This window comes from Ornithinimicrobium faecis (assembly GCF_023923225.1).
In the GTDB taxonomy this organism is placed as follows: Bacteria; Actinomycetota; Actinomycetes; order Actinomycetales; family Dermatophilaceae; genus Ornithinicoccus; species Ornithinicoccus faecis.
Map to the genome: position 1 here is coordinate 4,434,707 of NZ_CP099489.1, position 22,321 is coordinate 4,457,027.

Consider the following 22,321-nt stretch of genomic DNA (forward strand, 5'->3'; position numbering starts at 1 on the left):
CGGGGACTATGCCGGACGCCACCCCCAGTTCCTCCAGCCGCAGCTCCACCAGCCGCAGCTCCACCAACACCCGGGCCGCACGCGAGAGCGACGCCCACGACATCATCCGGGTGCAGGGCGCCCGGGAGAACAACCTGAAAGACATCAGCGTCGAGATCCCCAAACGCCGACTCACGGTGCTCACGGGGGTGTCCGGGTCGGGCAAGAGCTCACTGGTCTTCGGCACGATCGCCGCGGAGTCGCAGCGCCTGATCAACGAGACCTACAGCGCGTTCGTGCAGGGCTTCATGCCGGCCCTCGGTCGTCCCGACGTGGATGTGCTGGAGGGGCTGACCACCGCGATCATCGTCGACCAGGAGCGCATGGGCGCCAACATCCGCTCGACGGTCGGCACCGCCACCGACGTCAACGCGATGCTGCGGATCCTGTTCAGCCGGCTCGGGCAGCCCCACCTGGGCACGTCGAAAGCCTTCTCGTTCAACGTCGCATCGATGTCCGGTGCAGGCGCGGTGACCCTGGACAAGGGTGGCGAGAAGGTCAAAGAGCGGCGGGAGTTCAGCGTCACCGGCGGGATGTGCAACCGGTGCGAGGGGACCGGCGACGTCACTGACTTCGACTACTCGGTGATCTATGACGAGGACAAGTCGCTGCGCGAGGGTGCCTTGACGATCCCGGGCTACAGCATGGACGGGTGGTATGGCCGGGTCTTCATGGGCAGCGGATTCTTCGACCCAGACAAGCCGATCAGGAAATACACCAAGAAGGAACGGTCCGACCTGCTGTTCAAGGAGCCGACCAAGATCAAGGTGGACGGGATCAACATCACCTATGAGGGCGTGATCCCGCGCATCCAGAAGTCCATGCTCTCCAAGGACCGCGAGGCGATGCAGCCGCACATCCGCGCCTTCGTGGATCGAGCGGTCACCTTCACGACCTGCCCGGAGTGCGACGGCACCCGGCTCAACGAGGGCGCGCGCTCCTCCAAGATCAGGGGCAAGAGCATCGCCGACTGCTGCCAGATGCAGATCAGCGACCTGGCCGAGTGGATCCGCGAGCTGGACGAGCCGTCCGTCGCGCCCCTCCTGGAGGGTCTGCAGGAGACGCTGGACTCCTTCGTCGAGATCGGGCTGGGCTATCTCTCCCTCGATCGCCCCTCCGGCACCCTGTCTGGAGGCGAGGCCCAGCGCACCAAGATGATCCGCCACCTCGGCTCGGCCCTGACCGACATCACCTATGTCTTTGACGAGCCCTCGATCGGCCTGCACCCGCACGACATCCAACGGATGAACAACCTGCTGCTGCAGCTGCGCGACAAGGGCAACACCGTCCTGGTCGTCGAGCACAAGCCGGAGACGATCGCGATCGGCGACCACGCCATTGACCTCGGTCCCGGAGCCGGCACCGCAGGTGGCGAGGTCGTCTATGAGGGCTCCGTCGAGGGCCTGCGCGCCAGCGACACGCTCACCGGCCGGCACCTGGACGACCGTGCCCACCTGAAGGATGCCGTGCGGTCGGCAAAGGGCGCCCTGGAGATCCGGGGTGCCAACACGCACAACCTGCAGGATGTCGACGTCGACGTGCCGACGGGTGTGCTCGCGGTGATCACCGGTGTGGCGGGCAGCGGCAAGAGCTCGCTGATCCACGGGTCGCTCGCGCGCCAGGACGGCGTCGTCGTCATCGACCAGACCTCGATCAAGGGGTCACGCCGGAGCAACCCGGCGACCTACACCGGCCTGCTCGAACCGATCCGCAAGGCGTTCGCCAAGGCCAACGGCGTGAAACCGGCGCTGTTCAGCCCCAACTCCGAGGGTGCCTGCCCGACTTGCAAGGGCGCGGGTGTTGTCTATATGGATCTGGCGATGATGGCCGGGGTCGCCTCCACGTGTGATGAGTGCGAGGGTCGTCGGTTCCAGGCGTCGGTGCTGGAATACAGCCTCGGCGGTCGCGACATCAGCGAGGTGCTCTCGATGTCGGTTGCCGAGGCGGAGGACTTCTTCGCCGGAGGCGAGGCTCGGATCCCGGCCGCTCACAAGATCCTGGCCAGACTGGAGGATGTCGGCCTGGGTTATGTCACGCTCGGGCAGCCGCTGACGACGCTCTCCGGCGGCGAACGGCAGCGGCTCAAGCTGGCCTCGCAGATGGGTGACAAGGGTGAGGTCTACATCCTCGACGAGCCCACGACAGGCCTGCACCTCGCTGACGTCGAGAACCTCCTGGGCCTGCTCGACCGGCTGGTCGACGGCGGCAAGTCCGTCATCGTCATCGAGCACCACCAGGCCGTGATGGCGCACGCCGACTGGATCATCGACCTCGGCCCCGGTGCCGGCCACGACGGTGGCAAGGTCGTCTTCGAGGGCACCCCTGCTGAGCTGGTGAAGGATGCGTCGACCCTGACCGGCGAGCACCTGAAGGAGTATGTGGGGTGAGCTCTGCCCCGTCGGGTCCGACCACAGGGGCACCCGCACCGCCGGGTCCGGCGCTGATCGCCGAGATTCGTGCGGCACTCGCCGCGGCCGGCGATCCCGAGCGCGCCGTGGGACAGCAGCGCTACATGAAGTCGTCGATGCCGTTTCGCGGTCTCACCAGCCCCGTTCTCAAGGCGACTCTGCGACCGATCCTCAGCCATGCGGCATACGACCTTGGCCATCGGACCACCTGGGAGGCGACCGTTCGAGCGCTCTGGGATGGTGCGGCGTTCCGCGAGGAGCGCCATGCCGCACTGGCAGTGGCCGGACACCGGCGCTATGCGGCGTTCCGCGATGTCAACACGCTCCCGCTGCATCGCGATCTGGCGCAGACCGGTGCCTGGTGGGACTTCGTGGACGACATCTCGAGTCATCACGTGGCTCCCGTGCTGCTCGCTGATCGAGCTGGGGCGACGCCGGTCGTGCGCGAGTGGGCAACGGACGATGACCTGTGGGTGCGCCGCGTCGCGATCCTGTCGCAGTTGCCGGCCAAGGCGGAGACGGACACCCGTCTGCTGGCGCAGGCTCTGGACGCGAACCTGCCGGGGAGCGCGTTCGGATCCGAGTTCTTCATCCGCAAGGCGATCGGGTGGGCGCTGCGTGAGTTCGCCAAGACGGATCCACAGTGGGTTCGGGACTATGTGGCCGACCGCGAGCTGAGCGCGTTGAGTCGGCGTGAGGCGCTGAAGCACCTGGGCTGATGGCCTGGTGTGGAGTGTGCCCGTCGATGGCCATCTTCCCGGTTCGTCGCTCATCGTTGTCGGTGGCGGCTGGCACTGTCGGTGCTCGCTGGCAGGCTGAGTTCTGACGGGAAGGCCACCGAGGGGTAAGGCCAGAAGGGCAACCGTCGCCGACAGCTCGACGAGCAGGCCGTATCTCCACAGGGCCTGGTTAACCCTTGCGGAAATCGAACAGTTGTGCTAATCTTGATGTAGTTGTTCAAGGTTCGCGATGGAGCGGAAGGGGGCGTGATGGACACCAAGGTTGTGCAGGGGCGGATCTGGGAGAGCCTGCGCCGTCCTCCTGTGGTGCGGGCCCGTTCGTCGCGTCCTGCAGGACGCAAGGACCCTTCGACCGCCCCCGAGCTCGCGGACGCTACGGAGTCTGTGGAGTTCACGGACTCTCCGGAGTTCACGGACGCTGCCGGAGTCCCTGCTGAGTTGTGGGTGACCTCCTTTGCCGACCTGATCGCACCGCCGGCCAAGCCCACTTCCGAGGAGCCCACCGGCCAGGATTCGAGCGGCCAGGAACGAGCATCTGACACTGTCACGCGGCTGGGCTCGGTCTTGACCGAGTTGGGTCTGGACGCACCGATGGTCGAGTCCCTCACCGACCTCGCCGAAGCGTGCGCGACGGTGGCCACTGTTGATGAGCAGCCCTCCGTCATCGCCCGGGGTCAGGCACTGTTGGGCAGCATCGAAACTCTCACGGCGACCGCTGGCCACCTGGACACGGTCCTGCTCACCGCCACAAGGGAGCTGACGGCCGTCCATGGTCAGGTGCTTCTCCTTGACAAGGGTGGCACCACCCCCGACGACCTCACCGCCACACAGCGCGAAAGTGGCGTGCCTGGGCCAAGCGCGTGACCCGCAAAGAACTCGGCGCCGCGACCGGTTGGGGACCTGGGGAGGTCTCTGACCTCGTGGCGTTCGCGAACCTGCCCACCGCGGTCACCGCCCCCGTCACCCACTCCCTGGTCACCGGGGAGTCCACCTGGCGGTTGGTGCGCCGTTTCCAACGGGCCTGCTCCACGTTGACCACGGAAGATGCTGCTGCGGTCGCCAACGGCCTGTTCGGCGACGACCCGGCCGCGTCCGTGTCTGAGCGGCTCGACTCTGCCGGTGAGTTCGCCGGCGGGCCCTGGCACCACCGCGAGTTCTACCGGGCCCTGGACCGTGAAGTGCACAAGATCAAGGGCCGTGACCCCGAGTCGACGAAGAAGACCCGGGAAGACTCTCTCGCGGCCAACGACACCAGGGTGATGATCGAGGACAACGGCACCGCACAGGTGATGATCGGGTGCACCGCCACCCAAGGCGCCGCCATCGCTGACCGGATCGACAAAGCAGCCCGCGCCGCCCGCAAAGCCGGCGACACACGCACCCTGACCCAGCTACGCACCGCCACCAGCATCGCGTTGTTGTTACACGGCACGGCGGACCTGGCCGGGCTCCCCGACGACCCAGCACTGATCACGGTCGAGCAGTCCGAACAACTCACCAAACTCCTGTATGGCCTGCCAGCTGCGCAGCTCAACGTCATCGTCCCGCTCAACACCCTCATCGGCACCACCCCCGACGGCCTGACCCCCACAGGGTCTAGCCCCGACACGAGTGTCGATGCCGAAGGGAACCCCATCCCCGCAGCCTTCGCCGCCGCTGGTGCTACCCCTGGCCAGTCAGGCACCCGACCCTCGGGCACCGGCGGCGTCAACTCCTGCACCTGTGAATGCACCTGCGGCGCCGCCCCTGACACCAGAGAAACCGCCGCTGGACCAGCTGAGCAAGCACCAGGGGACGGTCCGAGGGGACAAGACTGCCCCGACCCCGCCTCCACAGGACAAGACTGCCCACCAACCCAGCCACCAACTCCCGGTGAGCCGGATGGTGAGGTCGGTGTCGGCGAAGTGATCGGCAAGCACAGTGTGTTCCTGACCCCGGATGAGGTCCGCACCCTCGCGCTCACACCTGGGTCGACGATGTACCGGCTCCTGACCGACCCCGCCACCGGGGTCCTGGTGGAACGCTCCATCAAGGCCTACCCGTTCGACGCGGGGATGCGCGCTCACATCATCGCCGCAGACGTTTTCTGCCGCATGCCCGGCTGTCTCAAACCAGCGTCGATCGCGCAGATTGATCACGTCCAGGAACACGGCACCCCCGGCGGACACACCTGCATCGCCAACGGACAACCCCTCGACACCCCCGATCATGATCTGAAGACCAAGAAACTCTGGGACGCGGTCATCCACGCCAACAGGGACGTCACCTGGACCACCCTGCTCGGGCGGATCTACACCACCAAAGCCCACGACTACCGCCAATACACCAAGCTGCTCACCGCAGCCACCACGCAAGTCGACGAAGCCATCGCCACAGGCACCGACCCTGCCGCTGCAGTCGACGCCGCCGTCTACCAGGCGTTGTCCTACCGTCCCGCCGGAGCCAAACTCGAAGCCGAGGATGACGACGACTTCAGCGAACTGTTCACCGGCTGGCACTCCGTGACGTTGACTCACACTCCTGAGAGTGGGCGCCGGACCTACCACCCCGCCCCCGACGCCATGCGCGCCGAGACACAACGCCACCACGACACCGACGACCGAGTCACCCACGACCAGCAGGACACCGAGGACGACCAGGCCACCGGGGACGACGAGCAGGTGGACGACTCACCCACCGCCTGGCCCCAAGACCCGGACTCCCCGCCACCCTTCTAAGACCTCGAGCACGGCGCGCAGCAGGTCGGCCCGCAATCCGGCTGCACGGACGGACTGCCTGACCGGTCCCGCTCTGGCACAGTGAGTGACGTGACGCCGACCGACGACAAGCCCGGAGCGGGCGGTGATAACGACCAGCAGTCCCACGACCTGGTCCGCGAGGCCGCCGCACAGTTGTATGCCGGTGCTCTCAGCGACTTCATCCCCCTCCGAACGAACATGGTGAAGACCGCCAAGGCGGACGGGCAGAAGGACGCTGCCAAGGAGATCGGGACCCTGCGCAAGCCGAGCGTCGCAGCATGGGCGCTCAACCAACTGGTGCACAACGGCGCCACAGTGATTAAGAGGCTGGCCGATCTTGGCGCACGCCTCCGGCGGGCGACCGCGCAGCTGGATGCCCCGGCGATCGCGGCGCTGAGAGGAGAGCGAGACACGGTCCTGGCCGACCTGGTGGCTGCGGCCGCTGAGGCCTCAATCGAGTCAGGACAGAAACTCAGCAGTGCTGTCGAGTCAGAGGTGCGCAACACCGGCATCGCCGCGCTCGCAGATGAGGCAGCGGAGACGGTCCTCACGTCGGGGACACTGACCCGTGCGCTGAGTTACTCCGGGTTCGGTGAGGTCGATCTCTCAGAGGCTGCGGCGACGACCAGCACCGGTGTGGTGCTGACCTCGATCCGCGGAGGCCGGGCCGCGGGTCAAGCAGCCGGGCCGGACGACACCGCCGCCGAGGCAGCTGACGAGATCGACGACGACGGGACCCACGAGGAGGAATCCGCCGATAACGGAACCGGCGAGGAGGAGACCGCCGACAACGGAGCCGGCGAGGAGGAGACCGCCGACAACGGAGCCGGCGAGGAGGAGACCGCTGACGACGGAGCCGAGGAAGGGGCAGCAGCCCTGGCCGAGGCCGCTGCGGCCGCGGAACACGAGCAGCGACTGGCACAGGCGGAAGAGGCCCTGGCCACTGCAGAGCGGGAGATTGGCCGCCGTCGCTCCGCGGTCGATGCCGCGCGAAACCGCACCGAAGCCACCCGGCAACGCATCCAGAAGCTCAAGGACCAGTTGGAGCGCGCCCAGGCCGACGATGACGAGGCGCTCGAGAAGCTCACGGCGGCCGTCAGCGCGGCCAAGCAAGCCGCCACCGACCTCGAAACAGCCAGAGAGCACCTCTCGGGCCTGCAAGACCAAGGGCACGAACAGAAGTAGCGCGCTGCGCTCACAAGGAGTAGTGACGCTGCGCTCACAAGGAGTAGTGGCCCTGCGCTAAAAGCACGACGCGCCACACGCCGTGCTTGTTAGCGTGGCGAGGTGCCTCTCCTCACCCGCGATCCACGGCTCTCGGCCCGGCAGGCTGAACTCCTCGAGAGCTGGCTCCCCGGGGCCGTCACGGTGCGCGACCACTCCTGGGAGCTCGCTGCCCGGGCGGTGCTCGAGGTGACTTGGTCCGGAGAGCCCTTCATCATCAAGGCAGGCTCCGGGAACGACCACCACATGGAACGCGAGATCATCGCGCACGACCAATGGCTCACCCCATGGACCAGCATCGGCCGCACACCGGTGGCGGTCCACAAGAATGCCGGCGCGCGCCTGCTGGTCACGAAGTACCTGCCCGGTGAACTGGTCCTCGGCACGAAGCACGCGGACAACCCCAGGACATACCAGCAGGCAGGCGAACTGCTCAGCCAGTTCCATGCGCAACTGTCAGTCCGCGACCCCGATGACGAGGCCCGCCAGAACGCCCGGTCGATCAAGTGGCTGGACGGCTCCCACGCATCACCCCGGTGACCGAGGCCGCCCTGCGCGCTGAGATCGCATCGTGGCCGACCCCGCCAACCACGCTGGTCCCCACCCACGGCGACTGGCAACCACGGAACTGGCTGATCCACGAGGGGCAGGTCTCGATCATCGACCTGGGCCGTGCCGGACTGCGCCCCGCGATGACTGACCTCGCGCGACTGGCCGCCCAGAACTTCGCGCGCGACCCGAGCCTGGAGTCGGCCTTCTTCCGCGGTTATGGGACGGACCCCCGAGAGCCTGCGGCCTGGCACCGCGTGCGGATCCGCGAAGCCATCGGCACGGCCGTGTGGGCGCACCAGGTGGGCGACGAAGCCTTCGAGGCCCAGGGCCACGAGATGATCGCGGCAGCCCTCGCTGACCCTCGGGGCCACTGACCCTTGGGACGACCGACCCTCGAGACGACCACCCCCCTAGACAACTGACCCCGAGACGGCTGACCCCGAGACGGCTGCCCGCTAACCGGCGGGGAGTCTTGACTGCGCTTGGTGCCGCTAGCCGCATGACTCAGGATGAGGACCATGACCGAGCGCACCGCCCCTGCCGCACACATCACCTGTCGGATCGATGGGCCCGTCGCCCGCGTCAGCCTGAACCGTCCGGACAAGCTCAACGCCCTCACCCTGGACATGCTGGACGCGCTCGCACGCACGGCGCACGAGTTGCGAGCGGACCGAGACGTCCGCGCCGTCATCCTCCAAGGCGAGGGTGAATCATTTTGTGCCGGACTGGATTTCGCCAGCACTCTCGCAGACCGCCCCGGCCTGACCAGAGCTTTTCTGCCGCGACCGTGGCGGGGAACGAACACCTTCCAGGAAGCCGGCTATGGCTTTCGCCGACTGCCCGTCCCGGTGATCGCAGCCGTGCACGGCAACTGCCTGGGCGGCGGCCTGCAGATCGCCCTCGGCGCCGACTTCCGCTTCACCACCCCGGACGCCCGCTGGTCCGTGCTGGAGGGCAAGTGGGGCCTCATCCCGGACATGTCGGGCATCCGCACCCTGGCCGACCAGATCGGCATGGCCCAGGCCAAACGACTCACGATGACCGCCGAAATCATCGACGGCACCGAGGCAGACCGGCTGGGCCTGGCCATCGTGACGGCAGACCCGGCAGCGGCTGCTGACGAGCTGGCCGCCAGCCTGCTGACGCGCTCTCCCGACGCACTCGCCGCCGCCAAACGACTCTTCGAGGGCAGCTGGAACGCCTCGGCCCGGACGACCTTCGGGCGGGAGCGCCGCGAGCAGCTGCGCCTGCTGCTGACCCCGAACACCGCCAGGGCCCGCAAGGCCGCCTTCGGTCGCGAACACGCCGAGTTCCTAAACCGCGCGCGCCACTAGCCTCCCTGAGCGAGGATGGAGGGGTGAAGCTCCTCATCTTTGGTGGCAGCGTCTTCCTCTCCAAAACCGTCGCAGAGGTGGCCCTCGCCCGCGGGCACAAGGTCGTGTGTCTCTCCCGCGGCGACAGCGGCGCTCCGCCCAAGGGCGCCCACCACATCGTGGCCGACCGGTCGGAGGAGACCGACCCACAGGCAGGCACCTGGACCGGACTCGCCTCTCATGACTGGGACGCGGTCATCGACGTTGCGCGTACCCCGTCGTGGGTGGACACCGCCCTGACCGCGCTCAAGGGCAGGGTCAAGCACTGGGTCTTCGTCTCGACCATCAGCGTCTACTCCGATGTCTCCGCCCCCGGCGGCACGCCGGAGAACACCCCCACCCATGACCCTGCCGACGGTGACCTGGACGACAGCACCGACCCCACGGCATACGGCCGCAACAAGATCGCCTGCGAGCAGGCCGTCCAGCGCGAGACGGACGGTCACTGCCTTATCGCCAGGCCCGGTCTGATCGGTGGGCCGGGTGATCCGAGTGGGCGTTACACCTACTGGCCCGAGCGGCTCTCGCGCGGCGGCAAGGTGCTGGTCCCGGAGCCGGATGACGCCCCAACGCAGGTCATCGATGTGCGTGATCTTGCCGAGTGGTTGGTGACGGCCGCCGAGCAGGAGATGACAGGGACCTTCGACGCGGTGCCGCCGTCGGTGCCCTTCCACGAGTTCCTCGCCGAGACGACCGAGGGGGTGTCTCGGGTGCGCCACCCGGGCCGGGAGGAGACTCCTCCGCTGCGGCTCGTCTGGGCCGACCCGGAGTCACTGCTGGCCCTGGATGTGCGCCCCTGGGCGGGTGCCCGCTCGCTGCCGCTGTGGCTCCCAGACCCGGAGTATGCCGGCATGCGGGATCGGGATGTCAGCTCCACCCTGGCAGCGGGGCTGGCTCCGCGACCACTCGCCGACACGGCCGAGGCGACGCTGCAGTGGCTGGCGAACGGATCAGGCGCCCGGAAGTCCGGGCTGACCTGGCACGAGGAGCAAGACGTCATCTCCTCGCTGAACGACCCTGCCTGAGATGGTCAGCCCGGCGTGACCTCGTCGCCCACGTGCAGGGCGCCGGACCCCAGGGGGACCAGGCGGGTGCCAAACCAGGTCTTGCCGTCCCACTTGCGGTGCCTGGACAGCGTTGCGATCGGTTCCTTGCCGGTGGTGAGCGTGTCGGGGTCGATCTGCGTCATCACGCAGCGGTCGCAGGTCTCGGCGGTGCGGAACTCGACGCCGCCGATGCGCACGGTCGCCCAGTCGTCCTCAGCAAACGGTTCGCCGCCGTCGATCACCACATTGGGCCGGAACCGGGTCATGCTCTTGCCCGGATCCTCCTGCGCCCAGGGCTCGCCGATCCACTCGCGCAACTGCTCCAGGGAACGCTCCGTGGTCATCAGCAGGGGCCCGGCATCAGCCAGCGAGAGCACGTCCCCGTCCTGACCGCCGTGGGCTCCGGAGACGCGGCGCACGCTCGGGTCCTCCTGCCACACCAGGCGCAGGGGACGCCCCACCCGCTCCTGGATCCACCAGTTGACGTCCTCGTCGGCTGGGTTGGCGAAGCCCTGCCGGGCGTGGCTGACCGGCACCGGGCCGAGCCCCAACGGCGTTTCCACCGGGATGCTGTCACCGTCGCGGGCGTGGAGGCGGATCGTGTCCTCGTCGATGACCTCGGCGCGCAGCCCGAGCAGGGCGTGCTCCTCGCGGGCCGTCACCTTTTCACCGGCCTCGTCGACCAACCCCCAGCGTCGGTCACCCGCGAGGCCCCACGGCTCGACCTCGGCCGTGTCCACGGAGTCGCCTGCGAGCGACTTGACCGGATAGATGCGCAGGTCAGTGACGCGCATGATCAGGTCAGGCGGTCGCGGACGTGCTGGGCAGGGCCGCCTCGATGGCGGCGACGACCTCGTCGGAGGTCGGCTCGGTCCGGGAGCGGAAGCGGGCCGTGGGCTCGCCGTCAGCGCTGACGACCCACTTCTCGAAGTTCCAGCCGACGTCACCGGCCTCGCCGGAGGCGTCCTCGACCTGGGTCAGCTCGTCGAAGAGCGGGTGGCGCCCCTCCCCGTTGACCTCGACCTTGTCCATCATCGGGAAGGTGACGCCATAGGTCGCCGCGCAGAACTGGGCGATCTCCTCGTTGGTGCCCGGCTCCTGCCCGCCAAACTGGTTGCAGGGGAACCCGATGACGGTCAGCCCACGCTCGGCATACTGCTCCTGCAGTTGCTCCAGGCCGCCGTACTGCGGGGTCATGCCGCACTTGGACGCGACGTTGACCAGCAGGAGTGCGCGGCCGGCGTGCTCGCCGAGGGTGGTCGGTTGCCCGTCCAGGGAGGTCAGGGGAATGTCATAGAGGCTCACCCGATCACGATACGTCGCGGTGTGGCTGGGACCGCGACGGAGGCCGTATGCCATGGCTACTCCCCCAGGACCCGGTCCAGATAGTCGTTGGCGAAGGTGCGCTCGGGGTCGAGGCGGTGGGTGACGAAATCGGGTTTCCCCTGAGGCGGCGTATGACTACCGTGATGATGATGGACGCTGCAGATTTCTACACCGGCATCGTGGCCGAGAGCTACGCCCTGCTGAAGTCCGAGGATTTCCCGGCCGAACGTTATGCAGACTTCATTGCCGCGTCCGGTGAGCCAGCCCTGGAGTTGGGCTGCGGCGACGGCGACCCTCTCCTGGAGTTGCGTCGCCGAGGGTTCGACGTCGAGGGGGTCGATGCCTCCGCTGATCTGCTGGCGCGCTGCGCTGCCCGGGCCGAGGCTGCCGGCCTCGAGGTAGTGACACACCAGCAGCGCTTCGAGGAGCTGGACCTCAGTCGCTCGTATCGCTCGATCTTTCTGGCCGGGCCGACGCTGAATCTGCTGCCCAACGACGACCTGGCGTTGCTGGCACTGCGGCGGGTGCGCGAGCATCTCGCCGACGACGGCAGCGTGCTGGTGCCCCTGTGGGTCCCGGCACCGGCCGGTCCGGAGGAATTTGGTGCCGTCCGGGAGGCCACCGCGGACGACGGCAGCCGCCTCACCTTCGTGGCCCTCAGCGAGGACTACGACGCGCAGCGGCGGACCCGGACGACCGCGGTGCGCTATGGCCGGCACACCGCAGAGGGTGAGGAACTCACCGATCGGGACTGGGTCATCCACTGGCACACCCAGGAGTCCTTCGCAGGCCTGGCACGCGAGGCCGGCCTGCAGGTCGCGGACCTGACCGACTTGCACGGCAGCCCGGTCACCGGCGATGAGGAACAGTTCACCTTCACGCTGACGCGCTGAGCCAGGTGACCCGCAGGGGTCGCTGGCGTTGTGTCAGTGCGTGGACCACTGGTCGATCGCGGGACTCACGGCGTCAGCGCGCGCACGACCTCGGCCCCTCGGGGACGGGTGGATGAGTCGCGTGGTGACTCATCCACCCGTCTCCGCCTCGGACCGTCGTTGAGCCAGGGCATTTCACGCTCCGCACGGGTCTCCAGCAACCAGCCGTGGCGGCCATGTCGTCAGCAACCACCCCCTCCACGGCACCCCGGTTGGATCGCGCCGCCTCGACCCGACAGACTGATCCTCGTGAAAATCGGCATCCTGACCAGCGGGGGCGACTGCCCGGGCCTCAACGCGGTGATCCGCGGCATCGTGCTCAAGGGCGACAAGGTCTATGAGCACTCCTTCGTCGGCATCCGCGACGGCTATCGCGGACTGGTGGAGGACGACATCTTCACCCTCCCCCGCAAGCAGGTCCGTGGCCTGTCCAAGCAGGGCGGCACGATTCTGGGCACCTCGCGGATGGGGCCCTACGGCGAGGGGAGCGGCGGCGCCGACCGGGTCAAGGAGGTGATGGAGCAGCACGAGATGGACGCCTTCGTCGCCATCGGCGGCGAGGGGACCCTGACCGTCGCGCGGATGCTGCACGAGGAGGGCGTGCCCGTCATCGGCGTGCCCAAGACCATCGACAACGACCTGTCCGCGACCGACGTCACCTTCGGCTTCGAGACGGCCGTCGCCATCGCCACCGAGTCCATCGACCGCCTGCGCACCACCGCCGAGTCCCACCACCGCTGCATGGTCGTGGAGGTGATGGGGCGCGACGCCGGCTGGATCGCGCTCAACGCCGGCATCGCCTCGGGCGCGCACGCGATCCTCATCCCGGAGGTGCCGGTCGGCATCGACCAGGTCGCCACCTGGGTGCAGGCCACCGTCAACCGCGGCCGCGCACCGGTCGTCGTGGCCGCCGAGGGCTTCCGACTGGCCGGCGAGAACGTGTCGGCCAAGCACGGCGTGGACCACATGGGCCGTCCTCGCTTCGGCGGCATCGCCGAGCAGCTCACCCCTCTCATCGAGGAGCTGACCGGCATCGAGACCCGCAGCATGACGCTCGGTCACCTGCAGCGCGGAGGTGTCCCCACGTCCTATGACAGGGTCCTGGCCACCCGGTTCGGAACCGCCGCGATCGACGCCGTGCACCGCAAGGAGTGGGGCACCATGGTCGCGCTCAAGGGCACTGACATCGTCTCGGTCAAGCTCGCCGAGGCGACCAGCGAGCTCAAGTCCGTGCCGCGGGAGCGGTGGGACGAGGCCGCGATCCTGTTCGGCTGAGAAGGTGGGCCACCCCGGAGCAACAACCAACCAGCCGTATGCCGAGTCGCTCGGTCAGCCCGATCCGCGCACCCCGGTGCACCGCCGGCTCCTGTCTCTCGGTGGGGTGGCGGCCGCGCTCGGGGCGACCAACGTCCTGGCCGCGCCCCGGCTGGGCCGGGTGGCCGCGATGTCCTGGAACCTCGGCACCACCGGTGTGCTCCTCAGCCTCGCTCACTGGGCGGGTGTTGATCGCGCAGCGATCGGGCTCGATCGCCACCACCTCCGGCGCGGCCTGATCACCGGCGTCGCCGGCTCGACCGCCATCGCGACGCTGCTGGGCGTGGTGACCGCCACCAGCACCGGGCGGGAGCTGCTCGACGACGACCGCGTGGTCAGCGCCACGTGGGTGCAGACGGGAGTGCACGTGAGCGTCTTCATCCCGCTGGGCACGGTGGTCCTCGAGGAGGTCGCGTTCCGTGGGGTCCTGCCCGCCCTCCTCGACCCCGACGTGCGCTCGGTCCCGGCGACCGTCGTGATCCCAGCCCTGGCCTTCGGCGCGTGGCACATCCTGTCCAGCCGTGACTTCGTGGCCGCTCACGAACCCAACGCTGAGGGCGGAGCCACCGGCAGTGTCGGCGGCATCGTGATGGCCACGACAGCGGCAGGCCTCGTGCTGGCCCTGGCCCGCCGACAGGGCAGCCACCTCGCGGCGCCAGCACTGATGCACCTCACGGCCAATGCGCTGGTGACGGTGATCGGGCGCGTGGTGGGCCGCCGACGCCGGCGCTGACACCTGTGGTCCGGTCAGGATCCGCGGCGCGTAAGAAGTGCCACCCGGAGTGTCAGTGCCCACTGCCAGACTGAGCGCATGACCCAGACACAGATCGTCCTCGTGCCGGGATTCTGGCTCGGCGCCTGGGCGTGGGACGACGTCGTGCCGCACCTGCGCGACCGGGGCCACGACGTCCTGGCTCTCACTCTGCCCGGACTCGACCCGGCCAACAGTCGGCGGGGCGAGGTCACACTGGACGAGCACGCCGAGGCGATCCTCGCAGCCCTCGACCGCGACGCTGAGCGACGAGTGCTGGTGGTGCACAGCGGCGCCGCAGTGCCGGGGACGATGGTGCTCGACCGGGCCGCTGATCTGGTTGATCATGTCGTGTTCGTCGACACCGCGCCGGTCCGCGACAGCTTTGCGCTCGCTCCGACCGTCCAGGGTGACGAGCACCCGCTGTCGGCGGCCTGGGACGAGCAGGTCGAGTCAGGCAGCTTGCGCGACCTCACCGACGATCAGTTGACCACCCTCCGCGAGCGCGCGGTGCCGCAGCCGGCACAGACGGTCCGGGGCACCGCCACGCTCACGAACCCGCAGCGGCTGGATGTGCCGGGCACGGTCATCTGCACCAGTTTCCCCAGCGCCGACTTCCTGGCCTACGCAGCGCAGGGCGCCGACTTCCTGGCTGGCCTGAATGACCACCAGCACTTGCGGTTCGTGGACCTGCCGACCGGGCACTGGCCGATGTGGTCGCGCCCGGCGCAGCTGGCCGAGCTCATCGCCGACGCAGCTGACCAAGGTGGCGCGGGTGGGCCTGGCTGAGGAGGACCTCAACCGCCGCATGCTGCGTGCCCGGGACGTGATGGACCGCTCGTATGCCGAGGCGCTGGACATCCCATCCCTCGCCTCGGTGGCACTTGTCTCGGAGTCGCACTTCATCCGCAGCTTCCGCGCGGTGTTTGGCGAGACCCCGCACCGCTATCTGCAGCGGCGCCGGGTCGAGCGGGCCATGTTCCTGCTGCGGACCGGCGACCGGCCAGTCACGGAGATCTGTTTCGAGGTCGGCTTCTCCAGCCTCGGCACCTTCAGCCGGACCTTCTCCGCGATCGTCGGCACGAGTCCGAGTGCCTACCGTCGCCGCGGCCCACTGCCCCACGTGCCGTCGTGTTTCGCGATGCGCTGGGCGCGACCCTCTGAGCACCTGCCAGCGACGGAGGCCCGACAGGCCTCACCTTCGACACCTGGAGCACCTTCGACGCCCTCAGCAGCTTCGACACGGGAAATCGCTGGCTCCGGGCCACTACTGCGCCTACGGTCGCACGATGACGACTTCGACATCGAGCTCGACGCCACCCACCCAACGAGTGGCCCCGCCGGAACAGGGTGACGAGGCCGCGCAGTTGCGCGGCTATGTCGATTTCCTGCGTGACTCGCTGAGGATGAAGGCGGAGGGCCTGACGGCCAAGCAGTTGCACACGCGCCACGAGCCGTCGGCTCTCACCCTCGGCGGTCTGCTCAAGCACCTGGCGTTCGTCGAGCACTGGTGGTTTTCCTGCGTCCTGCACGGCAGGGACTTCGCGGAGCCCTGGGCCTCGGTCGACTGGGACGCCGACGAGGACTGGGACTACAACAGTGCCGCGGCGAACACCCCGGCGGAGCTCTTTGCCCTGTTCGACGCGACGATCGCGGAGTCGGACCGGATCACCGATGAAGCGCTGGCCACGCCCGAGGGGCTGGACACGATTGCCGTGCGCCACCCCGCGGACGAGGACCCGGTCAACCTGCGCTACATCCTTTTGCACATGATTGAGGAGCATGGCCGGCACGCGGGTCACGCCGACCTCATCCGGGAGTCGATCGATGGCTCTACGGGAGAGTGAGCAGGATGGCTCCACCGGCGAGTGAGCACACACCCATCTGAAGTGAGCGGTTTTGGATAAGCAGCAGCCCACCGGCCAGCCCTAGTGTCATCAGCATGATCAAGAACCTGACGATTTCCCAGATCTTCGTGACCGACCAGGACGAGGCCCTGGCCTTCTATGTCAATGTCCTCGGACTTGAGAAGTCCGCCGACATGGACTTCGGCCCGATGCGATGGCTGACTGTGCGAGTCCCCGGCACGGACCGAGAGATCCTGCTGGAGAAGCCGGGCCCTCCCGGTTACGACCCAGAGACTGCGGAGGCCGTGCGCGGCATGATCACCAAGGGTGCTGGTGGTGGCACGCTGTTCTTCACCACCGACGACGCGCACGCGGCGCACGCAGAGCTCCGAGCCAAGGGTGTCGACCTGCCGGAGGAGCCGACGGATCAGCCCTACGGCATCGACTTCGGCTTCCGCGACCCCTCCGGCAATCACATCCGAATGAGCCAGATGCACCCGATGCCTCCGGAGGGTTACCCGGCCCCCACGGGGTGAGTCGTGCAGTGACTCATCCACCCGTCCCCGGCGAGAGCCCCGTCCCCGGCGAGAGCCCCGTCCCCGGCGAGAGCCCCGTCCCCGGCGAGAGCCCCGTCCCCGGCGAGAGCCCCGTCCCCGGCGAGAGCCCCGTCCCCGGCGAGAGCCCCGTCCCCGGCTAGAGCCCCGTCCCCGGCTAGAGCCTCACCGCGTGGCAGGCACGTCGTCCCGCACCGCATCGGCTCGGATGCTGAAGGTGCGCAGCGGGCGATTGCGCAGCGCGATCCACCCGGTGGCCGCCGCGCAGGCCAGCCCGCCAGTGGCCAGAGCGATCGGCGCCGACGTGAGGCCCGCGACGATGCCCGCCCGGAAGTTGCCCACGTCGGGTCCGGCCACCCCCACGATGTGATCGACCGCCGAGACCCGACCGCGGTGGCTGTCCGGCGTGGCCAGCTGGATCATCAGCCCCCGCGACGTCACGGACACGGTGTCCGCGGCGCCAGCCACGACCAGGAGCGCCAGCGCCAGCCACAACGGCCCGACCAGGCCGAAGACGCCCAGCGCCACACCCCACACCGCAGCCGCGCCGAGCTGGATGGGACCGGGCCGATCGGCTCGGGTGACGAGTCCGGAGAACAGGCCTGCCGACATACCGCCGATGGCGATGCAGGACAGGAACAGGCCCAGCGTCTCCGGGTCACCACCGAAGCGCACCTCGTTGACCAGGGGGAACAGCGCGACCGGCATGGAGAGCAGGGTGGCCGCCAGATCGCTGGCAAAGGACCCCCGCAGGACGGGCCGCTGCAGGACATAGGTGAACCCGGCGGCGGTCGACCGCAGGTCCGGGCGCGTCCCAGCCCCCTCTGGCGGCATCGAGGGCAGCCGGACGATGCCATAGAGCGAGGCCGTCACCATTCCGGCGAAGACGAAGTAGCACACGCCAACACCCCACTGACCGATGATCAGTCCGCCGAGGGCCGGGCCGATCAGCATCGCGCTCTGGAAGGTCAACATCTGCAGGGCGATGCCGGCCCCCACCTGTTCGGGCCCCAGCAACCGTGGGATGAAGGTGCGGCGGGCCGGGGCACCCATGGCGTTGGCCGCGCTCTGCGCCGAGACCAGGCCCAGCACGAGCCAGAGGGACTGGACGCCGGCGACGGCCTGGGCCGCAAGCGCCAGACCGGCGAGGGCCTGCCCGACCGTCGACCAGCGCACGAGGCTGCGGCGGTCCACGGCGTCGGCCAGGGTGCCACCGATCAACCCAAAGATGATGAGCGGGACAGCGTTGGCCAGCCCGATCGCACCAGTCCAGACCGGGTCGTGCGTCAGGTCCCAGACCTGGAACAGGACGGCGACGACCGCGACCTGACTGCCGAGCGCGCCCAGCAGGCTGCTCCCCCAGAGCCGGCGGAAGGGTGGGCTCGAGCGCAGTGGGCGCAGGTCCAGCAGGCCCGTGCGCAGCCTCACGAGGTGCTTCCCGGATCGTCGTGTGCCGTGGGGTCGCCCGAGGCAGACTCGTCACCGGCGTCGTTGGACAGGTGCGAAACGATCCGCTCCAGGAACGGCTTCTTCTCCAACTGGGCGCGCATCGCCGCGGTGAACTCGGCCAGTGACACCGGCAGCGCCGCGTCCAGCTCGGCGGCGGCCGCTTCGGTTGCACGCCACTCGTCCTCGAGGAAGGGCACCAGCTCGCGCCCTCGTGCGGTCAGCTCGACCACTCGTGTGCGGGCGTCCGGCCCGGGCACCGTGTCCACCAGTCCCTCTTGGCGCAGGGCGGAGACGGTCTGGCTGACCGCGGAGTGCGTGAGGTCCAGGCTCGCGGCCAGGTCCTTGATGGTGAGCGAGCCGGTGTGCGCCAACCGGATCAGCGGATAGGCAAACCGCGGCCGCAGACTCCCGACGCCGCGCTCGGCATACAGCGCCTGAATGCCCTCCTCCATCGTTTCCTGCACCTCGCGCAGGGGACGCCAGTAGCCGTTCGTGGTGGGATCAGCAGATGTCACAGCACTAATATAACAGCACTGTGACAATGTTCAGATCGTTCTCCAGCCGATGGGATCGTCAGCAGTTGCAGAGGCAGAACGGGTGGCCGGCGGGGTCGAGGTAGACACGAAAGGTCTCGCCCGGCTGGTGCTCGTGCTTGCGAGCGCCCAGCTCCAGGATCGCGGCCTCGGCCACGTCGAGGTCCTCCACCATCAGGTCCAGGTGCATCTGCTGCGGCGTGCCCTGGCCGGGCCAGTCCGGAGCGGTGAACCCCTCGACCTGCTGGAAGGAGATGCACTGGCCATAGTCGGACTTGAGGTCGGCCCAACCCTGCGACACCTCAAGTTTCCAGTCCAGGATGCCCGCATAGAAGCGGGCGAGTTGCTCTGGGTCGGGGCAGTCGATGACGATGCCGGGATACGTTGCGATAGCCATGGTTTCGACAGTAGACCCGGTCCAGAACGGTGTCCTTCCGCTTTTCAGAAGGAGCGCTCGAGTGGAGGTACCGGGTTAAATTCGGGCGCCCGTCGCGCAGTGCCGCAGTGCCTGCGTGACACGATGAACCATGACCAACTCGGCCCCGCCTGACCGCCGCCGCGCTCCCACCGCAGCCAACGCAGCGACACCCACCGTCACCGCCGCCGACATCGACGAGGCGGCCGAGCGCCTCAAGGGCCTGGTCAGCATCACCCCGCTCACCAGGAGTCGTCGCCTGTCCGAGGCGACCGGCGCCAAGGTGCTGCTCAAGCGGGAGGACCAGCAGCCGGTCCGGTCCTACAAGAATCGTGGCGCCATCAACCTCATCGCCCAGCTCGATGAGCCGACCAGGGCCAAGGGCGTGGTGTGTGCGAGCGCCGGCAACCATGCGCAGGGCGTCGCCTTCGCCTGCGCGACCCTGGAGGTGTCGGCCCGGATCTTCCTGCCGCGCACCACGCCCCGCCAGAAGCGTGACCGCGTCGCAGCCATCGGTGGTGAGTTCGTCGAGATCGTCGTGACCGGGTCGACCTATGACGCCGCTGCTGCCGCGGCCGCGGAGGACGCCGAGCGCACCGGCGCCACGCTGGTCCCCGCCTTCGACCACCCGCAGACCATCGCGGGCCAGGGCACCGTCACGCGCGAGATCGTCGGGGTGCTCGGTCACGCGCCCGACGTCCTGGTCGTCCCCGTCGGCGGTGGCGGCCTGCTCGCCGGTGGCCTGACCTGGCTGCGCGAGCAGTATCCGGACAGTCGCGTCGTCGGCGTCGAGCCTGCCGGAGCAGCCAGCATGGCAGCGGCCCTGGCCCAGGGTGGCCCGGTCACGCTGGACGAGATCGACCCGTTCGTGGACGGCGCCGCCGTGCGTCGCGCGGGCGAGAACACCTATCCCATCGTGCGCGACGGCAACGCCGAGCTGGTCTCCATCGCCGAGGGGGCGGTGTGCGTCGAGATGCTGGCGATGTATCAGACCGAGGGGATCATCACCGAGCCCGCAGGCGCCCTGGCGGCAGCGGCGCTGCCGACCCTCGGCATACAGCCTGGTCAGACGGTTGTCGTGGTGGTCTCCGGTGGGAACAATGACGTGTCGCGCTATGCCGAGATCGTCGAGCGGGCGCTGGTGCACGAGGGGCGCAAGCACTATTTTCTGGTCGACTTCCCGCAGGAGCCGGGGGCGCTGCGCGGGTTCCTGCACGACGTGCTCGGGCCAGATGATGACATCGCGCTCTTCGAATACACCAAGCGCAACAACCGCGAGACCGGGCCTGCGCTGGTGGGCATCGAGCTGGGCGCGCCCGAGGATCTGCAGCCGCTGCTGGACCGGATGGAGGTCAGCCCGATCGAGGTGGAGGCGATCCCGCCCGACAGCCCGCTGTTCCGCTTCATCCTCTGACGGAGCTGTTCCCCGCCAGGTCATGCCATCCGTCGCAGCGAAAAATTCGCCACGGATCAGGCACGCCACGGATAGCGTGAGTCGCGGGCACACGAACGGGGCGCCCCTGAGCGAGGAGTCGAGATGACAGAGAACACGAGCGGAGCCGACGGGGCAGCAGACACGGGTGGCCGTCGCAGCACCTATGAGGAGTTCACCGTGCCGGGCTCCGAGTTGCTGGAACAGATGAAGCGCCTCCTCGCCGAGGGCAATGTGCGCCGTGTCTATCTCAAGAAGGACGGCACCACCCTGCTCGAGGTGCCGCTCACGGCGGGCGTGGCCGTCACCGCGGTCACCGCCGTGTTCGCACCGGTCCTGGTGGCGGTGGGTGCAATCGCCGCCATGGTGACCCAGGTGACGATCGGGGTCGAGCGCCAGCGACCGGCCGGGGATGACAGCGACACCAACGCAGGGGACGGCGGCGGAGATGGAGCCACGGCACTCAGCGAGGGCCCCAGCGACACCTGAGCGGCCGACGCGCTGGGGCGTTGCTCACGGCAGCAGGAACTCACGGCAGCAGGAGCAGCGCTCCGCCGATCAGGCACGCCGCGCAGACGAGCCAGAACAGACCGATCCAGACCACAGCAGGCAGCCCGGTCAGGTGCGCGAGCTGGTCGGCATCCGAGCGCCGGGCCGAGCCCCGTCGACGCAGCCGCTGCAGCTCCACGACGGAGCGGGGCGCGGCGAGCAGCAGCGCCCAGACCAGCAGGTGCGCCAGCCAGCCGGCAGCCTCCGCAGGCAACAGCCAGGTCGCGCCACCGATCACCACGCCGGCGACCAGCAGCACCCAGAGGCCATAGAAGTTGCGGATCTGGATCAGCATCACCGTGCACAGGGCCACGATCAACCAGAGCCAGCCCACGGCATACCCCTGCCCCAGCAACCAGGCCGAGGCGAGCCCGAGGAGCGCGGGCGCCGGATAGCCAGCGGCGACCGTCGCGATCATCCCGGGACCGCGTGGCCGACCGCGGGACACCGTCACCCCAGAGGTGTCGGCATGCAGCCGTATGCCGCGCAGTTGCCTCCCGCAGAGCAGCGCCACGGTGGCGTGGCCCGCCTCGTGAACGATGGTGACGCCGTGGCGGACCAGTCCGTAGCCGACGGGTGACCACGTGATCAGGAAGGCCAGCGCGGCCAGCACCAGGGCGCCGGCCAGCGACGGTCCGGGCTGGGTGGACGTCGCGGCGTCCCAGATCTCGCGCACGCCTGAGTGAATCACGCGCTGCTGGCCCTATCCTCCGAGGATGACGATCGTCGCCGCCGTCCTCGTGGGTTTCGCCGCCCTGCTGCACGGCTACATCTGGTTGATGGAGAGCATGTGGTGGACGCGGCCGGCGATCTGGCGGCGGTTCGGGGTGCGCGATCAGGGCACCGCCGAGGTGATCGCGCCGATGGCCTACAACCAGGGGTTCTACAACCTCTTCCTCGGGGTGGGCGCGGCGCTCGGCCTGGTGCTCTTCCTGACGGGCGCGGATACGGCCGGCCGCACTCTGGTGCTCTTCACGACCGGCTGCATGGTGCTGGCGGCCGTGGTGCTGCTGAGCTCGGGGCGGTCCTACCTGCGGGCGGCCCTGACCCAGGGCACCCTGCCGCTGCTGGGTTTCGTGGCTCTCCTGCTGGCCTGACC

At 68.8% G+C, this 22,321-nt stretch carries 26 protein-coding genes; 20 read left to right on the plus strand and 6 right to left on the minus strand.

Going from position 1 to position 22,321, the window contains the following annotated elements:
* The first annotated feature begins 8 nt into the window (after positions 1-8).
* The 9 genes from NF556_RS20390 (at position 9) to NF556_RS20430 (ending at position 10,099) form a co-directional block, all read left to right on the plus strand.
* Positions 9-2,426, plus strand: coding sequence for an ATP-binding cassette domain-containing protein (locus tag NF556_RS20390; protein ID WP_252593046.1), 2,418 nt, complete (start codon positions 9-11; stop codon positions 2,424-2,426).
* Positions 2,423-3,166 carry a DNA alkylation repair protein gene (locus NF556_RS20395; protein ID WP_252593048.1) on the plus strand — a complete coding sequence of 248 codons (744 nt, stop codon included), beginning with the start codon at positions 2,423-2,425 and terminating at the stop codon, positions 3,164-3,166. The genes NF556_RS20390 and NF556_RS20395 overlap by 4 nt, the downstream gene beginning before the upstream one ends.
* Positions 3,167-3,436: 270 nt before the next feature.
* Positions 3,437-4,051, plus strand: a complete 615-nt coding sequence (locus NF556_RS20400) for a hypothetical protein (protein WP_252593050.1) — start codon at positions 3,437-3,439, stop codon at positions 4,049-4,051.
* Positions 4,052-4,107: 56 nt separating this feature from the next.
* Complete coding sequence (locus NF556_RS20405) at positions 4,108-5,904, plus strand: hypothetical protein (RefSeq protein ID WP_252593052.1); 1,797 nt, start codon at positions 4,108-4,110, stop codon at positions 5,902-5,904.
* Between the two features lie 90 nt (positions 5,905-5,994).
* Complete coding sequence (locus NF556_RS20410; protein WP_252593054.1) at positions 5,995-7,110, plus strand: hypothetical protein; 1,116 nt, start codon at positions 5,995-5,997, stop codon at positions 7,108-7,110.
* A gap of 102 nt (positions 7,111-7,212) precedes the next feature.
* Entirely contained in the window at positions 7,213-7,689 is a 477-nt protein-coding gene (locus NF556_RS20415; protein WP_252593056.1) for a hypothetical protein, read from the plus strand.
* A complete protein-coding gene (locus tag NF556_RS20420) occupies positions 7,686-8,075 on the plus strand; it encodes a phosphotransferase family protein (RefSeq protein WP_252593058.1) in 390 nt (129 codons plus the stop codon). The genes NF556_RS20415 and NF556_RS20420 overlap by 4 nt, the downstream gene beginning before the upstream one ends.
* 144 nt (positions 8,076-8,219) lie before the next feature.
* Positions 8,220-9,035 (plus strand): crotonase/enoyl-CoA hydratase family protein, encoded by an 816-nt coding sequence (locus NF556_RS20425; RefSeq protein WP_252593060.1) that lies wholly within the window; start codon positions 8,220-8,222, stop codon positions 9,033-9,035.
* 23 nt (positions 9,036-9,058) lie between these two features.
* A complete protein-coding gene (locus NF556_RS20430; protein ID WP_252593062.1) occupies positions 9,059-10,099 on the plus strand; it encodes an NAD-dependent epimerase/dehydratase family protein in 1,041 nt (346 codons plus the stop codon).
* A 5-nt stretch (positions 10,100-10,104) separates the two neighbouring features.
* Here the strand turns inward: NF556_RS20430 and NF556_RS20435 are convergent, their stop codons facing one another.
* Positions 10,105-10,914 (minus strand): MOSC domain-containing protein, encoded by an 810-nt coding sequence (locus NF556_RS20435; RefSeq protein WP_252593064.1) that lies wholly within the window; start codon positions 10,912-10,914, stop codon positions 10,105-10,107.
* A 7-nt stretch (positions 10,915-10,921) separates the two neighbouring features.
* Positions 10,922-11,425 (minus strand): glutathione peroxidase, encoded by a 504-nt coding sequence (locus NF556_RS20440; RefSeq protein WP_252593066.1) that lies wholly within the window; start codon positions 11,423-11,425, stop codon positions 10,922-10,924.
* 170 nt (positions 11,426-11,595) lie between these two features.
* On the opposite strand from NF556_RS20440, the gene NF556_RS20445 reads away from it, so the two are divergent.
* The 8 genes from NF556_RS20445 to NF556_RS20480 all read left to right on the plus strand — a co-directional run bounded on the left by NF556_RS20445 (position 11,596) and on the right by NF556_RS20480 (position 16,987).
* On the plus strand, positions 11,596-12,339 hold the full coding sequence (locus NF556_RS20445; RefSeq protein ID WP_252593067.1) for a class I SAM-dependent methyltransferase: 744 nt from the start codon (positions 11,596-11,598) through the stop codon (positions 12,337-12,339).
* 288 nt (positions 12,340-12,627) lie between these two features.
* Positions 12,628-13,653 carry a 6-phosphofructokinase gene (locus tag NF556_RS20450; RefSeq protein WP_252593069.1) on the plus strand — a complete coding sequence of 342 codons (1,026 nt, stop codon included), beginning with the start codon at positions 12,628-12,630 and terminating at the stop codon, positions 13,651-13,653.
* 4 nt (positions 13,654-13,657) lie between these two features.
* Entirely contained in the window at positions 13,658-14,425 is a 768-nt protein-coding gene (locus NF556_RS20455; protein ID WP_252593071.1) for a CPBP family intramembrane glutamic endopeptidase, read from the plus strand.
* Positions 14,426-14,503: 78 nt separating this feature from the next.
* Entirely contained in the window at positions 14,504-15,232 is a 729-nt protein-coding gene (locus NF556_RS20460) for an alpha/beta fold hydrolase (RefSeq protein ID WP_252593073.1), read from the plus strand.
* Positions 15,219-15,797: a helix-turn-helix domain-containing protein gene (locus NF556_RS20465; RefSeq protein WP_252593075.1), complete on the plus strand. Its 579-nt coding sequence runs from the start codon at positions 15,219-15,221 to the stop codon at positions 15,795-15,797. The genes NF556_RS20460 and NF556_RS20465 overlap by 14 nt, the downstream gene beginning before the upstream one ends.
* Positions 15,775-16,290: a DinB family protein gene (locus NF556_RS20470; RefSeq protein ID WP_252593077.1), complete on the plus strand. Its 516-nt coding sequence runs from the start codon at positions 15,775-15,777 to the stop codon at positions 16,288-16,290. Before NF556_RS20465 ends, NF556_RS20470 begins: the two co-directional genes overlap by 23 nt.
* A gap of 95 nt (positions 16,291-16,385) precedes the next feature.
* Positions 16,386-16,826 carry a VOC family protein gene (locus NF556_RS20475; protein ID WP_252593079.1) on the plus strand — a complete coding sequence of 147 codons (441 nt, stop codon included), beginning with the start codon at positions 16,386-16,388 and terminating at the stop codon, positions 16,824-16,826.
* Between the two features lie 8 nt (positions 16,827-16,834).
* Positions 16,835-16,987, plus strand: a complete 153-nt coding sequence (locus tag NF556_RS20480; RefSeq protein ID WP_252595900.1) for a hypothetical protein — start codon at positions 16,835-16,837, stop codon at positions 16,985-16,987.
* Positions 16,988-17,009: 22 nt separating this feature from the next.
* On the opposite strand, the gene NF556_RS20485 is transcribed toward NF556_RS20480, so the two are convergent.
* Genes NF556_RS20485 through NF556_RS20495 form a run of 3 tightly spaced genes read right to left on the minus strand, consistent with a single transcriptional unit; the run spans position 17,010 to position 19,223 of the window.
* On the minus strand, positions 17,010-18,272 hold the full coding sequence (locus NF556_RS20485; RefSeq protein WP_252593080.1) for an MFS transporter: 1,263 nt from the start codon (positions 18,270-18,272) through the stop codon (positions 17,010-17,012).
* On the minus strand, positions 18,269-18,808 hold the full coding sequence (locus NF556_RS20490; protein WP_252593082.1) for a MarR family winged helix-turn-helix transcriptional regulator: 540 nt from the start codon (positions 18,806-18,808) through the stop codon (positions 18,269-18,271). The genes NF556_RS20485 and NF556_RS20490 overlap by 4 nt, the downstream gene beginning before the upstream one ends.
* Positions 18,809-18,866: 58 nt before the next feature.
* The gene (locus NF556_RS20495) at positions 18,867-19,223 is read right to left on the minus strand and encodes a VOC family protein (RefSeq protein WP_252593084.1); all 357 of its coding nucleotides are present in this window, start codon (positions 19,221-19,223) and stop codon (positions 18,867-18,869) included.
* Positions 19,224-19,353: 130 nt separating this feature from the next.
* Here NF556_RS20495 and ilvA point away from each other — a divergent pair, with 130 nt between their 5' ends.
* Positions 19,354-20,655, plus strand: a complete 1,302-nt coding sequence (ilvA, locus tag NF556_RS20500; protein ID WP_252593086.1) for a threonine ammonia-lyase IlvA — start codon at positions 19,354-19,356, stop codon at positions 20,653-20,655.
* Positions 20,656-20,778: 123 nt separating this feature from the next.
* A complete protein-coding gene (locus NF556_RS20505; RefSeq protein ID WP_252593088.1) occupies positions 20,779-21,162 on the plus strand; it encodes a DUF4342 domain-containing protein in 384 nt (127 codons plus the stop codon).
* A gap of 40 nt (positions 21,163-21,202) precedes the next feature.
* On the opposite strand, the gene NF556_RS20510 is transcribed toward NF556_RS20505, so the two are convergent.
* Positions 21,203-21,913 (minus strand): M50 family metallopeptidase, encoded by a 711-nt coding sequence (locus NF556_RS20510; RefSeq protein WP_252593091.1) that lies wholly within the window; start codon positions 21,911-21,913, stop codon positions 21,203-21,205.
* A gap of 25 nt (positions 21,914-21,938) precedes the next feature.
* On the opposite strand from NF556_RS20510, the gene NF556_RS20515 reads away from it, so the two are divergent.
* Entirely contained in the window at positions 21,939-22,319 is a 381-nt protein-coding gene (locus tag NF556_RS20515; protein ID WP_252593093.1) for a DUF1304 domain-containing protein, read from the plus strand.
* Positions 22,320-22,321: the final 2 nt, after the last annotated feature.

Coding starts and splice junctions, on each gene's coding strand:
- NF556_RS20390 (WP_252593046.1), top strand. CDS start 9: ATGCCGGACGCCACCCCCAGTTCCTCCAGCCGCAGCTCCACCAGCCGC.
- NF556_RS20400 (WP_252593050.1), top strand. CDS start 3,437: ATGGACACCAAGGTTGTGCAGGGGCGGATCTGGGAGAGCCTGCGCCGT.
- NF556_RS20425 (WP_252593060.1), top strand. CDS start 8,220: ATGACCGAGCGCACCGCCCCTGCCGCACACATCACCTGTCGGATCGAT.
- NF556_RS20435 (WP_252593064.1), bottom strand. CDS start 10,914: ATGCGCGTCACTGACCTGCGCATCTATCCGGTCAAGTCGCTCGCAGGC.
- NF556_RS20445 (WP_252593067.1), top strand. CDS start 11,596: ATGGACGCTGCAGATTTCTACACCGGCATCGTGGCCGAGAGCTACGCC.
- NF556_RS20460 (WP_252593073.1), top strand. CDS start 14,504: ATGACCCAGACACAGATCGTCCTCGTGCCGGGATTCTGGCTCGGCGCC.
- NF556_RS20475 (WP_252593079.1), top strand. CDS start 16,386: ATGATCAAGAACCTGACGATTTCCCAGATCTTCGTGACCGACCAGGAC.
- NF556_RS20495 (WP_252593084.1), bottom strand. CDS start 19,223: ATGGCTATCGCAACGTATCCCGGCATCGTCATCGACTGCCCCGACCCA.
- ilvA (WP_252593086.1), top strand. CDS start 19,354: ATGACCAACTCGGCCCCGCCTGACCGCCGCCGCGCTCCCACCGCAGCC.
- NF556_RS20505 (WP_252593088.1), top strand. CDS start 20,779: ATGACAGAGAACACGAGCGGAGCCGACGGGGCAGCAGACACGGGTGGC.
- NF556_RS20515 (WP_252593093.1), top strand. CDS start 21,939: ATGACGATCGTCGCCGCCGTCCTCGTGGGTTTCGCCGCCCTGCTGCAC.